Source organism: Enterobacter sp. BNK-14 (genome assembly GCF_047456095.1).
GTDB classification, from domain to species: domain Bacteria; phylum Pseudomonadota; class Gammaproteobacteria; order Enterobacterales; family Enterobacteriaceae; genus Enterobacter; species Enterobacter kobei.
Genome location: NZ_CP179897.1, coordinates 4,271,655 through 4,285,351, shown reverse-complemented (window position 1 = coordinate 4,285,351; position 13,697 = coordinate 4,271,655). Strand labels below are relative to the sequence as shown.

Genomic DNA, 13,697 nt, shown 5'->3' with positions numbered 1-13,697 from the left:
CCGGCACATTCCACTGCCCTACCCCTTAATCCTCGGATCCAGCGCGTCGCGCAGCCCGTCCCCCAGCAGGTTAAACGCCAGCACGGTCAGGAAAATCGCCAGACTCGGGAAGATCGCCACGTGCGGGGCAATCACCATATCTGCCCTCGCCTCGTTCAGCATCGCGCCCCACTCCGGCGTCGGTGGCTGTGCGCCTAACCCCAGAAACGACAGGCTGGCCGCAGAAATAATCGACACGCCGATGCGCATGGTGAAATAGACCACAATAGACGACACCGTTCCCGGCAGAATATGGCTGAACAGAATGGTGGCATCGCTGGCCCCCATGCTGCGGGCGGACTCGATAAACGTCTGCTGTTTCAGCACCAGCGTGTTGCCGCGCACAAGGCGGGCAAAGGCGGGAATCGAAAATACCGCAACGGCAATAATCACGTTCGCCATGCCGCTGCCCATAATGGCCACCACGGCAATGGCCAGCAGAATACCCGGGAAGGCAAACAGCACGTCGCAGATTCGCATGATGATGCGGTCCCACCAGCCTTCGTAATATCCGGCGACGAGACCCAGCACGGTACCGATTGCCGCGCCGATCAGTACCGCAAACACCCCGGCGGCAAGCGAGATTTGTGCCCCCACCAGCACGCGGCTGAAGATATCGCGTCCAAGGGAATCCACGCCGAACCAGTGGAGCATGGACGGCCCATCGTTCAGGCGGTCGTAGTCAAAATAGTTTTCCGCATCAAACGGCGCCACCCAGGGTGCAACGATCGCCACCGCAATCAGCAGCAGCACAAACAGCCCCGCCGTCATGGCGACCGGCTGACGGCGAAAACGCCGCCAGAATTCCGACCACGGCGTGCGGATATGCTCCGGTTTCAGCCCCGGCATAGCGTTTAAAACGGCCTGACGTCGCCAGTTCAACAATCGCATTTTACTTATACCTGATGGCCGGGTTAATGGCGGCGTAGAGCACATCCACCACTAAGTTGATAAGAATAAACTCCAGGGAGAAAAGCAGGACTTCCGCCTGAATTACCGGGTAGTCGCGCATCTCGACCGAATCGACCAGCAGACGCCCCAGCCCCGGCCAGTTGAAAACCTTTTCCACGACGATAGAGCCGCCCAGCAGAAAGCCAAACTGCAGCCCCATCATCGTCACCACCGGGATCATCGCATTACGAAATCCGTGCTTAAGAATGACCCACTTCTCGCTGACCCCTTTCGCCCGCGCGGTGCGAATATAATCTTCACTCAGCACGTCAACGAAGGAGGCGCGGGTAAAGCGGGCCATTACCGCCGAGACGGCAGCCCCCAGCGTCATAGAGGGCAGAATGTAATGCTTACAGGTATCGGCCCCAACGGTCGGCAGCCAGCCCAGCTCAACGGAGAAGATTTGCATCAGCAGCATCCCCAGCGCGAACGCCGGAAAAGAGATACCGGTGACCGCCAGCGCCATACCGAGCTTATCCGGCCAGCGGTTGCGCCAGACCGCCGCAACAATCCCGGCGCCCAGCCCAAACACCACTGCCCAGCTCATACTGGCAATCGTTAGCCAGAACGTGGGCATAAAGCGGCTGGCGATTTCCTCCGCTACCGGACGACGCGACACCATCGAGATGCCAAAATCGCCCTGCAGAACGTTGCAAATGTAATGAAGAAACTGCATATACAGGGGCTGATCGAGGCCCAGCTGCTTGCGCACCAGCTCAATGACGGCGGCATCTGCTTCCGGCCCGGCAACCAGCCGCGCCGGATCGCCCGGCAGCATATGCACAAACAAAAATACCAGTATCGCCACAATCAGCAGCGTCGGGATAAGCCCAAGCAAGCGTTTACAAACATAATTCAGCATGAGTGTTATTTTAAATCCGCATCGTCAAAGCTAAAGCCCGTATCCGGCATGATGTAGAACCCGGTCAGCGCTCTGTTATGGGCTGAAACCAGTTTCTCCACCACCAGCGGTACCCACGGCGACTCTTTCCAGATAAGGTCCTGGGCGTCTTTGTAGAGGCGCGCTTTCTCTTCCGGTTTAGTGGTTTTCAGGGCATCGGCCAGATCGTTGTCCACCTGCGGATTGCTGTAAAACGCGGTGTTAAACAGGGTTGGCGGCCAGTTTTGCGAAGCAAACAGCGGTGCAAGCGCCCAGTCGGCTTCACCGGTCGACGCCGACCAGCCGGTATAGAACATCCGCACGCCGCTCTCTTTCTGCCCTTTCCCCTCGACCTCGGCGGCCCGCTGACCGGCATCCATCGCGGTGACCTGCACCTTGATGCCCACCTGCGCCAGCTGCTGCTGGGTGAACTGCAGCACCTTCTGGGCGGTACTGTGATTATGCGACGACCACAGCGTGGTGCTGAAACCGTTCGGGAAGCCCGCCTCTTTGAGCAGCTCGCGCGCTTTAGCCGGATCGTACGGCCACGGCTGATAGCTTTGCGCATAGGCAATGGCCGGAGGCAGCATGCCGGTCGCCGGGGTGGCATAGCCCGCAAAAGCGACCTTCACCAGCGCCTGACGGTTAATCGCATAGTTGATGGCTTCACGTACCTTTGGGTTATCAAACGGCTTCTGCGTGACGTTCATGCTGATATAGCGCTGCATGATCGACGGACTGGCCACCAGCTCCAGCTTGCTGTTTTTCTGCAGAATGGCGGCCTGCTCATACGGGATGGGGAAAGCAAACTGCGCCTCACCCGTTTGCAGCATTGCTGCGCGGGTATTGTTATCCACCACCGGACGCCAGGTGATGGTGTCCAGCTTCGGCAGCCCTTTCTGCCAGTACCCTGGGAATTTCTTCACCTTCACAAAATCGGTCTGGTTCCAGGTGAGCAGCTCGTACGGGCCGGTACCGACCGGGTGGAAGCCAATCTCCTTGCCGTACTTTTTCAACGCGGCAGGCGAGATCATCGCCGTTGCCGGGTGCGCCAGTATATTGATAAACGCCGAGAATGGCGCTTTCAGCGTGATTTTGACCGTCGTCGGATCCACCGCCTCGGTGCTGGCGATGTTTTTATAAAGGTTATAGCGCTTCAGGCTGTTTTCCGGGTTGCTGGCACGGTCAAGGTTGACCTTTACCGCCTCCGCATTGAAATCGGTACCGTCCTGGAACTTCACGCCGGAACGAAGCTTGATGGTATAGACCAGACCGTCGTCGGAGACGGTATACCCCTGCGCCAGAACATTTTTGAGCTTCATCTCGTTATCCAGGCCGAACAGCCCCTGATAGAACGATTTCGCCACCGCCTGGGAAAGCGTATCGTTGGCGTCATACGGATCCAGCGTGGTGAAGTTGGAGCCGACAGCAACCACCACATCTTTGGCAGCGAACGCTGGGGCAGCGGCCAGGGCTGCCGTCACGCTCGCGGCTAACAACCATCTACGCGCTACAAAAGTAACCATTGTGTTCTCCTGCCTGTTGTAAGTTATAACCGCGAAAACGCATTGTCCTGACGCGGGGGAGCGACGAAATGACCCGGCCCGACTTCGCGCAGCGTCACGCGCTCCACGGCCTCGCCGCGTTTGCGAATATTGCTCGGCATTTCATCCTGCAGCAGCACGCGCTGGCCGTGACGATGCGCGGGGTCAGCAACCGGTACCGCCGCGATAAGCTTGCGAGTGTAAGGATGTTGCGGGTTCTCAAACACTGCCCTTCGCGGACCTATCTCCACGATTTGCCCCATGAACATCACCGCCACGCGATGGCTGATGCGCTCGACCACCGCCATATCGTGCGAGATAAACAGGAAAGCGATGCCCATATCCCGCTGTAAATCGAGCAATAAGTTGATGATTTGCGCCCGGATTGAGACATCCAGCGCCGAGACGGACTCATCCGCAATCACCACCTTCGGGTTCAGCGCCAGCGCGCGAGCGATGCAGATACGCTGCCGCTGCCCGCCGGAAAACTCGTGCGGATAACGCCAGGCATGTTCCGGCTTGAGGCCGACGCGCTCCAGCAGCCAGGCCACGCGACGCTGCGCTGCTTCGCCGTCGAGCAGATTATGCACCCGCAGCGGCTCCATAATGGAGTATCCCACCGTATGGCGCGGGTCGAGGGAGGCATACGGATCCTGGAAAATAAACTGAATATCCCGGCGTACCGCCTGTAATTTGTTGTCTGGCAGGGTGTCGATTCGTTCGCCGTTAAAGGTGATTGTCCCTTCCTGCGTCTCCACCAGCCGGAGCAGTGCGCGTCCGGTGGTGGATTTCCCGCAGCCGGACTCCCCCACCAGCGCCAGCGTTTCGCCCGGCCATAAATCGAAACTGACGTTTTCGACCGCGTGGACTTCGCGCTTCAGGCGATTGAAAATCCCGCTGCGCAGCGGAAAACGGGTCACCAGGTCGCGCACTTCAAGAATGGGTTTGCCCGGCACCACGGTATCCTGCTCGCGTTCATCCTCCTGCTGCCCTGTCGCTTCAAGGGAAATCAGCGGAAAACGACGCGGCAGGTCGCTGCCGTTCATCGCGCCAAGACGCGGCACCGCCGCCAGCAGCGCTTTAGTATAAGGATGCACAGGGGCATGAAAAATCTGTTCGACCGTGCCGGTTTCCACCGCATTGCCCTTGTGCATCACCAGCACCCGGTCGGCGATGTCAGCCACCACGCCCATATCGTGGGTGATAAATATTACCCCCATCTCCATCTCTTGCTGCAGCACTTTGATAAGCTGCAGGATCTGCGCCTGAATCGTCACGTCCAGCGCCGTTGTCGGTTCATCCGCAATCAGTACCGCCGGACGGCAGGAGAGCGCCATGGCAATCATCACCCGCTGGCGCATACCGCCGGAAAGCTGATGCGGGTAACGTCCCAGAATGGCCTGCGCCTCGGGAATGCGCACCAGCTCCAGCATCCTTCTGGCTTCGTTGAGCGCCTCATCGCCGCTTAGCCCCTGATGCAGCCGGATGGACTCGGCAATCTGTTCCCCTACCGGGAAAACCGGGTTAAGCGAAGTCATCGGCTCCTGAAAGATCATCGCAATATCTGCCCCGCGCACGCCCTGCATCTGCGCGCCGCTCAGCTCGTTTAAATCAATGACCTGACGATTACGGCGGCGCAGGAGCATCTTCTCGCTGCTGATTTGCCCGCCCGTCTGTTCCAGCAGACGCATCAGCGCCAGCGCGGTGACCGATTTACCGGAACCGGATTCGCCAACAATCGCCAGCGTCTCGCCGCGTCTGAGCGAGAACGATAAATTTTCTACTGCGGGGATGAACTGCCGCTCTTCCTGAAACGCAATATTCAGCTGATGGACAGCCAGTACTTCGCCGTTGTCCAGCTCTTCACTGTGCGGCACGCGCGGCCCCCTTATTCACGATAGATGCCCGTGCTCGGTTCATCACCGGCGTAACCCCAGGCGCGATACATCCCTTCGCTGTTAAACGGCAGGGCCACGTTGCCCTCACGGTCCACGGCAATTAGGCCGCCAACGCCGCCCAGAGCAGGCAATTTTTCCATTACCACACGCTCGCAGGCCTCGCTCAGGCTTAAACCGCCGTAGTCCATCAGGGCGGTGATGTCGTAGGCCGCGAGTGCGCGAATAAAGACTTCGCCGGTGCCCGTACAGGAGACGGCGGCCGTGGCGTTGTTGGCATAGCAGCCAGCGCCCGGCAACGGGCTGTCGCCGACGCGTCCGGGCAGCTTGTTGGTCATGCCGCCCGTGGAGGTCGCCGCCGCGAGGTTACCGGCTTTATCAAGCGCCACCGCGCCAACCGTGCCCATTTTGGTGGTTTCATCCAGCGGCGCAGTATGGTCAAGCTGCGTCATGCCCGCCGAACGGGCTTCCAGCAGCTGTTGAAAACGCGCGTCCGTGGAAAACAGATCGGGCGAGACCGGTTCCATTCCGTGACCGAAGGCAAACGCCTCCGCCCCGGCGCCCGTCAGCAGCACGTGCGGGCTCTCTTCCATTACCAGACGCGCTGCCAGCACCGGATTACGCAGACGACTCACTCCCGCCACGGCGCCTGCCTTAAGGGTGACGCCGTCCATCACGCAGGCATCCAGCTCGTGGGTTTCATCCCGGGTAAAGACTGAACCGATGCCTGCATTAAAGAGCGGACACTCCTCCAGCAGACGCACCGCCTCGGTGACCACATCCAGCGCGCTCTCGCCCGCTTCCAGCATTTTTTGACCTGTTTCAACAATGGCGTACAGCGCGTCAATATAACGCTTTTCCTGCTCAGGACTGAGCTGTGCACGGGTGATTGCCCCTGCGCCACCATGAATTGCGATTACCGCATTAACCATTCACATCACCCGTTAGCCTGATTCGCGGCTTTTTCTATAAATATCATTATCGTCGATGAAACTTCAGATGATTTTTGAATATAGAAAGACGCAACTGTGATGTAAAGCGTACACCCATCGGGTCATACAGTTAGCCGCACTTTTCTGCCATAATGGACGCTTTCGTTGTTACTCCTCAGGAGCCCACCATGGATTTTACCGCCGGACTGATGCCGCTTGAGACGGCACTCACGCAGATGCTTGACCGACTTTCCCCGCTGCAAGACGTCGAAACGCTGCCCCTCGTGCGCTGTTTTGGCCGAATCGCCGCGCGCGATATCGTCTCTCCGCTTAACGTACCGGGGTTCGATAATTCCGCGATGGACGGTTATGCGGTACGCCTGGCGGACCTCCAGACGGGCAACGCCCTGCCGGTGGCGGGTAAAGCCTTTGCCGGTCAGCCGTTTAGCGGTGAATGGCCTGTGGGCACCTGCGTGCGCATCATGACCGGCGCGCCGGTTCCGCCAGGCTGCGATGCCGTGGTGATGCAGGAAGAAACCGAACAGACGGACGACGGCGTGCGTTTTACCGCCAGCGTCAAAGCGGGCCAGAACATCCGCCGTACCGGCGAGGACATTACCCTTGGCGCAACGGTCTTTGCCGCCGGGCAGAAGCTGACGGTGGCGGAGCTCCCGGTGCTGGCCTCGCTCGGCATCGCGGACATTGACGTTATCCGGAAAGTGCGCGTCGCGGTGTTCTCCACCGGTGACGAGCTGCAGCTTCCGGGCCAGCCGCTGCAGGACGGTCAGATTTACGACACCAACCGGCTGGCAGTCCACCTGATGCTGGAGCAACTGGGCTGCGAAGTGATTAATCTCGGCATCATTCCTGACGATCCGGAAAAACTGCGCGCGGCATTTATTGAGGCGGATAAATCCGCCGATGTGGTCATCAGCTCCGGCGGCGTCTCCGTGGGAGAAGCGGATTACACCAAAACCCTTCTTGAAGAGCTGGGCGAAATCGCCTTCTGGAAGCTGGCAATCAAACCGGGCAAACCGTTCGCGTTTGGCAAGCTTCCGCACAGCTGGTTCTGCGGTCTGCCGGGTAACCCGGTCTCAGCGGCACTCACCTTTTACCAGCTGGTGATCCCGCTGCTGGCGAAGCTTTCCGGCAACACCGCCAGCCCGCTGCCGGAACGCCTGCGCGTGCGCGCCGCGACGCGCCTGAAAAAATCGCCGGGTCGGCTTGATTTCCAGCGCGGCATTCTGGCGCATAACGCGCACGGTGAGCTGGAAGTCAGCACGACCGGGCACCAGGGTTCGCACATTTTCAGCTCCTTCAGCCTGGGCAACTGCTTTATCGTGCTGGAGCGCGAGCGCGGCAACGTGGAAGCGGGTGAATGGGTTGAGGTAGAGCGCTTCAACCACCTGTTCGGAGGCTGACATGACGGTGGAACTGAGCGACCAGGAGATGATGCGCTACAACCGCCAGATTGTCCTGCGCGGATTTGATTTCGAGGGACAGGAAGCACTCAAGGCGGCCAGCGTGCTGGTTGTTGGCCTCGGCGGGCTCGGCTGCGCCGCCGCGCAATACCTGGCCGCGGCGGGCGTGGGCAGGATGACGCTGCTGGATTTTGATACCGTATCGGTGTCTAACCTGCAGCGCCAGACGCTGCACAGCGACGCGACCATTGGCGAGCCAAAAGTGGAATCCGCCCGGGCTGCCCTGGCGCGCATCAACCCCAACGTTCAGTTCACCCTGCTTGACGCGATGCTGGATGACGAGGCGTTATTTGCGCAGATTGCGCAGCACGATCTGGTGCTCGACTGCACCGATAACGTTGCCGTTCGTAACCAGCTTAATGCAGGCTGTTTTGCTCACAAAACCCCGCTGGTCTCCGGGGCGGCGATCCGCATGGAGGGGCAGATCAGCGTCTTCACCTATGCGGAGGGGGCCCCCTGCTACCGTTGCCTGAGCCGTCTGTTTGGTGAGAATGCGCTAACCTGCGTTGAGGCGGGCGTGATGGCGCCGCTCGTCGGCGTGATTGGCTCGCTGCAGGCAATAGAAGCGATTAAAGTGCTGGCGCATTACGGTACGCCTGCCGCAGGAAAAATCGTGATGTATGACGCGATGACCTGCCAGTTCCGCGAGATGAAGCTGATGCGTAATCCGGGGTGTGAGGTTTGTGGAGGTTAAAGCAAACGGCAACCTTCAGGTTGCCGTTTTAGTGTTTGCTCCCTCTCCCTGTGGGAGAGGGTTGGGGTGAGGGCATCAGGCCGCACCCGTCAAATCGACGTCCGACCAAACGCCCCCTGCCAGTCCTGCTCAAACTTCACAATCGCTGCGTCTACCGCAGGAGAGGTAATAAACTGCTGCGCCACGTCCAGCGGCAGCGTGATGGACTCGCATCCTGCCAGCAGGCAGTCCAGCGCCTGACGTGGGGTTTTAAAGCTCGCGGCCAGCACTTTTGATTGCGGGGCGTGCAGCGTCAGCAGCTGTTGCAGCTCAACCACGGTCTGGATACCGTCCCCGCCATGCGCGTCCACGCGGTTCACGTATGGCGCGACATACTCTGCTCCTGCCAGCGCGGAGAGCATACCCTGGGCCGCGCCGTACACCGCCGTACCCAGCGTCGGAATGCCTTCCGCTTTCAGCATCTTGATGGCTGCCAGCCCTTCGGCAGTTACCGGCACTTTCACCACCAGGTCGTTAATCATCGCGCGCAGCTTTCGCGCGTCTTCCACCATACCTTCAGCGGTCGTCGCCATCACCTGCGCGAACAGACGGCCTTTACCGCCCATCGCGTCGTGCAGCGCGGGCAGAAGCTCATCCAGCGGCGTTTTACCTGCCGCCACAATGCTTGGGTTGGTGGTCACGCCCGCCAGCGGGAAGATACGTGCCAGCTTTTTGACTGCCGCAACGTCAGATGTGTCGAGATAAAGTTCCATGATGTCACCCTCAAAATTAGCCTGCACTTAACCTATCACAGGAAAACCTGCTCAGGAGTTGACCTGCATCAAGATAACTTTCATTCGAAAGTCATTTAATCTTCACATGCAACCTGAGGGTAAAAACATGATCTTCAATATTCAGCGTTACTCCACCCACGATGGCCCCGGTATTCGTACCGTGGTGTTCCTGAAAGGCTGCTCGCTGGGCTGTCGCTGGTGCCAGAACCCGGAAAGCCGTTCCCGTAGCCGGGACGTGCTGTTTGATGCGCGCCTGTGCCTTGACGGCTGCGACCTGTGTCAGCAGGCGGCGCCGGGCTGTATCGAACGCGCGCTGAATGGTCTCGTCATCCACCGTGAAAAATTGCGTGAAGAGACGCTCAACGCCCTCACTGACTGCTGCCCGACGCAGGCGCTGACCGTATGCGGTGAAGAACAGCAGGTGGGCGAGATCATGGCGACCGTGCTGCGCGATAAGCCCTTTTACGACCGCAGCGGCGGCGGTATTACGCTTTCCGGCGGCGAGCCGTTTATGAACCCGGAGCTGGCGCACGCGCTGTTTAAAGCCAGCCACGAGCAGGGGATCCACACCGCCGTTGAAACCTGTCTTCACGTGCCGTGGCACTATATCGAGCCTTCATTACCGTACGTCGATCTGTTCCTCGCCGACCTGAAACACGTCGATCCTGAGGTGTTCAAACAGTGGACGGACGGCTCGGCCAAACGGATCCTCGATAACCTGAAGCGCCTTGCCGCTGCCGGGAAAAAAATCACCATTCGCGTACCGCTGATTCAGGGCTTCAATGCCGATGAAGCGTCCGTGACCGCCATTACCAACTTCGCCGCCGATGAACTTGGCGTCGATGATATTCATTTTCTGCCGTATCACACGCTGGGCATGAACAAATACATCCTGCTTGGCCAACCCTACTCTGCCCCTGACAAACCGCTGGATAACCCTGCCCTGCTGGACTTCGCGCAGCAGTACGCCTGCCAGAAAGGGTTAACCGCGACCTTACGAGGATAAACCTATGACAACGTTAAATCTCAACACCCTCAGCGAGCGCATCAAGGCGCACAAAACCGCGCTGGTCCATATCGTTAAGCCGCCGGTCTGTACCGAGCGCGCGCAGCATTACACCGAAATGTACCAGCAGCACATGGACAAGCCGATCCCGGTGCGTCGCGCCCTGGCGCTGGCGCATCATCTGGCTGAGCGTACCATCTGGATCAAACACGACGAGCTGATTATTGGTAACCAGGCAAGCGAAGTTCGCGCCGCACCTATCTTCCCGGAATACACCGTCTCCTGGATTGAAAAAGAGATCGACGATCTGGCGGACCGTCCGGGCGCGGGCTTTGCGGTGAGCGAAGAGAACAAGCGCGTCCTGCATGCGATCTGCCCGTGGTGGCGCGGCCAGACGGTGCAGGATCGCTGCTACGGCATGTTCACCGACGAGCAAAAAGGCCTGCTGGAAACCGGTATTATCAAAGCCGAAGGCAACATGACCTCCGGCGACGCACACCTGGCGGTGAACTTCCCGCTGGTGCTGGAGAAAGGTCTCGACGGCCTGCGCGCTAAAGTCGCCGAGCGCCGCTCGCGTATCAACCTGACGGTGCTGGACGATCTGCACGGCGACCAGTTCCTGAAAGCGATCGATATCGTGCTGGACGCGGTGAGCCTGCACATCAAACGTTTTGCCGCTCTGGCACGCGAAATGGCGGCCACGGAAACCCGCGAAAGCCGCCGCGACGAGCTGCTGGCGATGGCGGAAAACTGCGACGTGATTGCCCACGAGCCGCCAAAAACCTTCTGGCAGGCGCTGCAGCTGTGCTATTTCATTCAGCTGATCCTGCAGATTGAGTCTAACGGTCACTCCGTGTCGTTCGCCCGTATGGACCAGTATCTCTATCCGTTCTACCGCCGCGACGTGGAGCTGAACCAGAGTCTCGACCGCGAACACGCGATTGAGCTGCTGCACAGCTGCTGGCTGAAGCTGCTGGAAGTGAACAAGATCCGCTCCGGCTCGCACTCTAAGGCCTCTGCCGGTAGCCCGCTGTACCAGAACGTCACCATCGGCGGCCAGAAGCTGGTCAACGGTGAGCCAATGGACGCGGTCAACCCGCTCTCCTACGCGATTCTGGAATCCTGCGGTCGCCTGCGCTCCACTCAGCCGAACCTGAGCGTGCGTTACCACGCAGGCATGAGCAACGACTTCCTTGACGCCTGCGTACAGGTGATCCGCTGCGGCTTCGGGATGCCGGCGTTCAACAACGATGAAATCGTTATCCCGGAATTTATCAAGCTCGGCGTTGAACGTGATGACGCCTATGACTACGCGGCCATCGGCTGTATCGAAACCGCCGTGGGCGGCAAGTGGGGCTATCGCTGCACCGGCATGAGCTTTATCAACTTTGCCCGCGTGATGCTCGCCGCGCTGGAAGGCGGCCGCGACGCCACCAGCGGTAAGGTATTCCTGCCGCAGGAAAAAGCGCTCTCTGCCGGTAACTTCGATAACTTCGAGGAGGTGATGGCGGCGTGGGATACGCAGATTCGCTACTACACCCGCAAATCCATCGAAATTGAGTACGTGGTGGACACCATGCTGGAAGAGAACGTGCACGATATTCTCTGCTCGGCGCTGGTGGACGACTGCATCGAACGCGCGAAAAGCATCAAGCAGGGCGGCGCGAAGTATGACTGGGTTTCCGGCCTGCAGGTGGGTATCGCCAACCTCGGCAACAGTCTGGCGGCGGTGAAGAAGCTGGTGTTTGAACAGGGCGTCATCGGTCAACAGCAGCTGGCGGCGGCGCTGGCGGATGATTTCGACGGGTTGACCCACGAGCAGCTGCGTCAGCGTCTGATCAACGGCGCGCCGAAGTACGGTAACGACGACGACAGCGTGGATATGCTGCTGACGCGTGCTTACCAGACCTACATTGAAGAGCTGAAGCAGTACCACAACCCGCGCTATGGTCGTGGTCCGATTGGCGGTAACTACTACGCGGGCACCTCCTCCATTTCCGCAAACGTGCCGTTTGGCGCGGCAACGATGGCGACTCCGGACGGACGTAAGGCGCATACCCCGCTGGCGGAAGGGGCAAGCCCGGCGTCCGGTACCGACCACCTCGGCCCGACGGCGGTCATCGGCTCCGTGGGTAAACTCCCTACCGAGGCGATTCTGGGCGGCGTGCTGCTGAACCAGAAGCTGAACCCGTCGACGCTGGAAAACGACAGCGATCGCCAGAAGCTGATGGTGCTGCTGCGCACTTTCTTCGAGGTGCATAAAGGCTGGCATATTCAGTACAACATCGTCTCGCGCGAAACGCTGCTGGAAGCGAAGAAACACCCTGACCAGTACCGCGATTTAGTGGTACGCGTGGCGGGCTACTCGGCGTTCTTCACCGCCCTGTCGCCGGATGCACAGGACGATATTATTGCGCGTACCGAGCATACGCTGTAAAAAAACGCCCGGTGGCGCTGCGCTTACCGGGCCTACATTGTCTCCCCCGTAGGCCGGGTAAGGCGAAGCCGCCACCCGGCTTTCTGACTTTCATTCGAAATTAAATTTGTGCTCCCCGTCACCTTGTTATTAGAATGTTTCAAAACGCAGTGACCCAGGAGCACAGTATGACCGTAAAAGTTATCGTCACCGATATGGACGGAACTTTCCTTGATGATGCCAAGCAGTACGATCGTGACCGCTTCCAGGCACAGTTTGAGCAGCTTAACGCCCGCGGCATTGAATTCGTTGTCGCCAGCGGCAATCAGTATTATCAGCTCATCTCCTTCTTCCCTGAGCTAAAAGATCGAATCTCCTTCGTGGCGGAAAACGGCGCGCTGGTGTTCGATCACGGGGAACACGTTTTCCACGGCGAACTGACTCGCCATGAGTCGCAGATCGTCATTGGCGAACTGCTGAAAGATAACGCGCTGAACTTCGTGGCCTGCGGACTGGAGAGCGCTTACGTCAGCGATAAAGCCCCGGACGAATTTGTGGCGCTGATGTCTAAGCACTACCATCGCTTAACGCGCGTCAGCGATTATCACGAGATTGACGATGTGCTGTTCAAGTTCTCACTGAACCTGCCCGACAGCGATATCCCGAACCTGATCGACGCGCTGCATGTTTCTCTCGACGGCATTATGAAACCGGTCACCAGCGGCTTTGGGTTTGTGGACTTGATCATTCCTGGCCTGCATAAAGCCAACGGCATCAGCCGCCTGCTGAAGCGCTGGGAGCTCTCCCCGCAGCAGTGCGTGGCCATTGGCGACAGCGGCAATGACGCGGAGATGCTGAAGCTGGTGAAATACTCATTTGCGATGAACAACGCGGCAGAAAGCATCAAACAGATCGCCCGCTACAGCACCGACGACAACAACCACCAGGGCGCGCTGAACGTCATTCAGGCCGTGCTCGATAACCATTCCCCGTTCGACGCCTAATCTCTCTCCCGCCGGAGCCCCGCTCCGGCCTCTCACTCTTTTTCCGTCCTGTGGCTTGCGTCAAGTTTTTAAACTTGCATTA

At 59.1% G+C, this 13,697-nt stretch carries 11 protein-coding genes; 5 read left to right on the top strand and 6 right to left on the bottom strand.

Annotated features, from left to right (window positions below):
- Positions 1-18: 18 nt before the first annotated feature.
- From gsiD to iaaA, 5 genes are read right to left on the bottom strand one after another with little or no spacing between them, the layout of a single operon-like run.
- The gene (gene gsiD, locus ACMGGM_RS20305; RefSeq protein WP_014883135.1) at positions 19-930 is read right to left on the bottom strand and encodes a glutathione ABC transporter permease GsiD; all 912 of its coding nucleotides are present in this window, start codon (positions 928-930) and stop codon (positions 19-21) included.
- Between the two features lies 1 nt (position 931).
- Complete coding sequence (gsiC, locus tag ACMGGM_RS20300; RefSeq protein WP_023332486.1) at positions 932-1,852, bottom strand: glutathione ABC transporter permease GsiC; 921 nt, start codon at positions 1,850-1,852, stop codon at positions 932-934.
- Between the two features lie 5 nt (positions 1,853-1,857).
- Complete coding sequence (gsiB, locus tag ACMGGM_RS20295) at positions 1,858-3,396, bottom strand: glutathione ABC transporter substrate-binding protein GsiB (protein WP_045134212.1); 1,539 nt, start codon at positions 3,394-3,396, stop codon at positions 1,858-1,860.
- Positions 3,397-3,419: 23 nt separating this feature from the next.
- Positions 3,420-5,291 (bottom strand): glutathione ABC transporter ATP-binding protein GsiA, encoded by a 1,872-nt coding sequence (gene gsiA, locus ACMGGM_RS20290; RefSeq protein WP_023338180.1) that lies wholly within the window; start codon positions 5,289-5,291, stop codon positions 3,420-3,422.
- A gap of 11 nt (positions 5,292-5,302) precedes the next feature.
- Positions 5,303-6,241, bottom strand: coding sequence for a beta-aspartyl-peptidase (iaaA, locus tag ACMGGM_RS20285; protein ID WP_023332483.1), 939 nt, complete (start codon positions 6,239-6,241; stop codon positions 5,303-5,305).
- A 188-nt stretch (positions 6,242-6,429) separates the two neighbouring features.
- On the opposite strand from iaaA, the gene moeA reads away from it, so the two are divergent.
- Together moeA and moeB are read left to right on the top strand one after the other, a co-directional pair.
- On the top strand, positions 6,430-7,662 hold the full coding sequence (gene moeA, locus ACMGGM_RS20280) for a molybdopterin molybdotransferase MoeA (RefSeq protein WP_045134214.1): 1,233 nt from the start codon (positions 6,430-6,432) through the stop codon (positions 7,660-7,662).
- A 1-nt stretch (position 7,663) separates the two neighbouring features.
- Complete coding sequence (gene moeB, locus ACMGGM_RS20275) at positions 7,664-8,416, top strand: molybdopterin-synthase adenylyltransferase MoeB (protein ID WP_045134215.1); 753 nt, start codon at positions 7,664-7,666, stop codon at positions 8,414-8,416.
- A gap of 89 nt (positions 8,417-8,505) precedes the next feature.
- On the opposite strand, the gene fsa is transcribed toward moeB, so the two are convergent.
- Positions 8,506-9,168: a fructose-6-phosphate aldolase gene (gene fsa / locus ACMGGM_RS20270; protein ID WP_045134216.1), complete on the bottom strand. Its 663-nt coding sequence runs from the start codon at positions 9,166-9,168 to the stop codon at positions 8,506-8,508.
- A gap of 127 nt (positions 9,169-9,295) precedes the next feature.
- On the opposite strand from fsa, the gene ACMGGM_RS20265 reads away from it, so the two are divergent.
- The 3 genes from ACMGGM_RS20265 to ACMGGM_RS20255 all read left to right on the top strand — a co-directional run bounded on the left by ACMGGM_RS20265 (position 9,296) and on the right by ACMGGM_RS20255 (position 13,615).
- Positions 9,296-10,195: a glycyl-radical enzyme activating protein gene (locus tag ACMGGM_RS20265; protein WP_045134217.1), complete on the top strand. Its 900-nt coding sequence runs from the start codon at positions 9,296-9,298 to the stop codon at positions 10,193-10,195.
- A 4-nt stretch (positions 10,196-10,199) separates the two neighbouring features.
- Complete coding sequence (locus ACMGGM_RS20260; RefSeq protein WP_014883126.1) at positions 10,200-12,632, top strand: formate C-acetyltransferase/glycerol dehydratase family glycyl radical enzyme; 2,433 nt, start codon at positions 10,200-10,202, stop codon at positions 12,630-12,632.
- Positions 12,633-12,799: 167 nt separating this feature from the next.
- Positions 12,800-13,615: a Cof-type HAD-IIB family hydrolase gene (locus ACMGGM_RS20255; protein ID WP_032637121.1), complete on the top strand. Its 816-nt coding sequence runs from the start codon at positions 12,800-12,802 to the stop codon at positions 13,613-13,615.
- Positions 13,616-13,697: the final 82 nt, after the last annotated feature.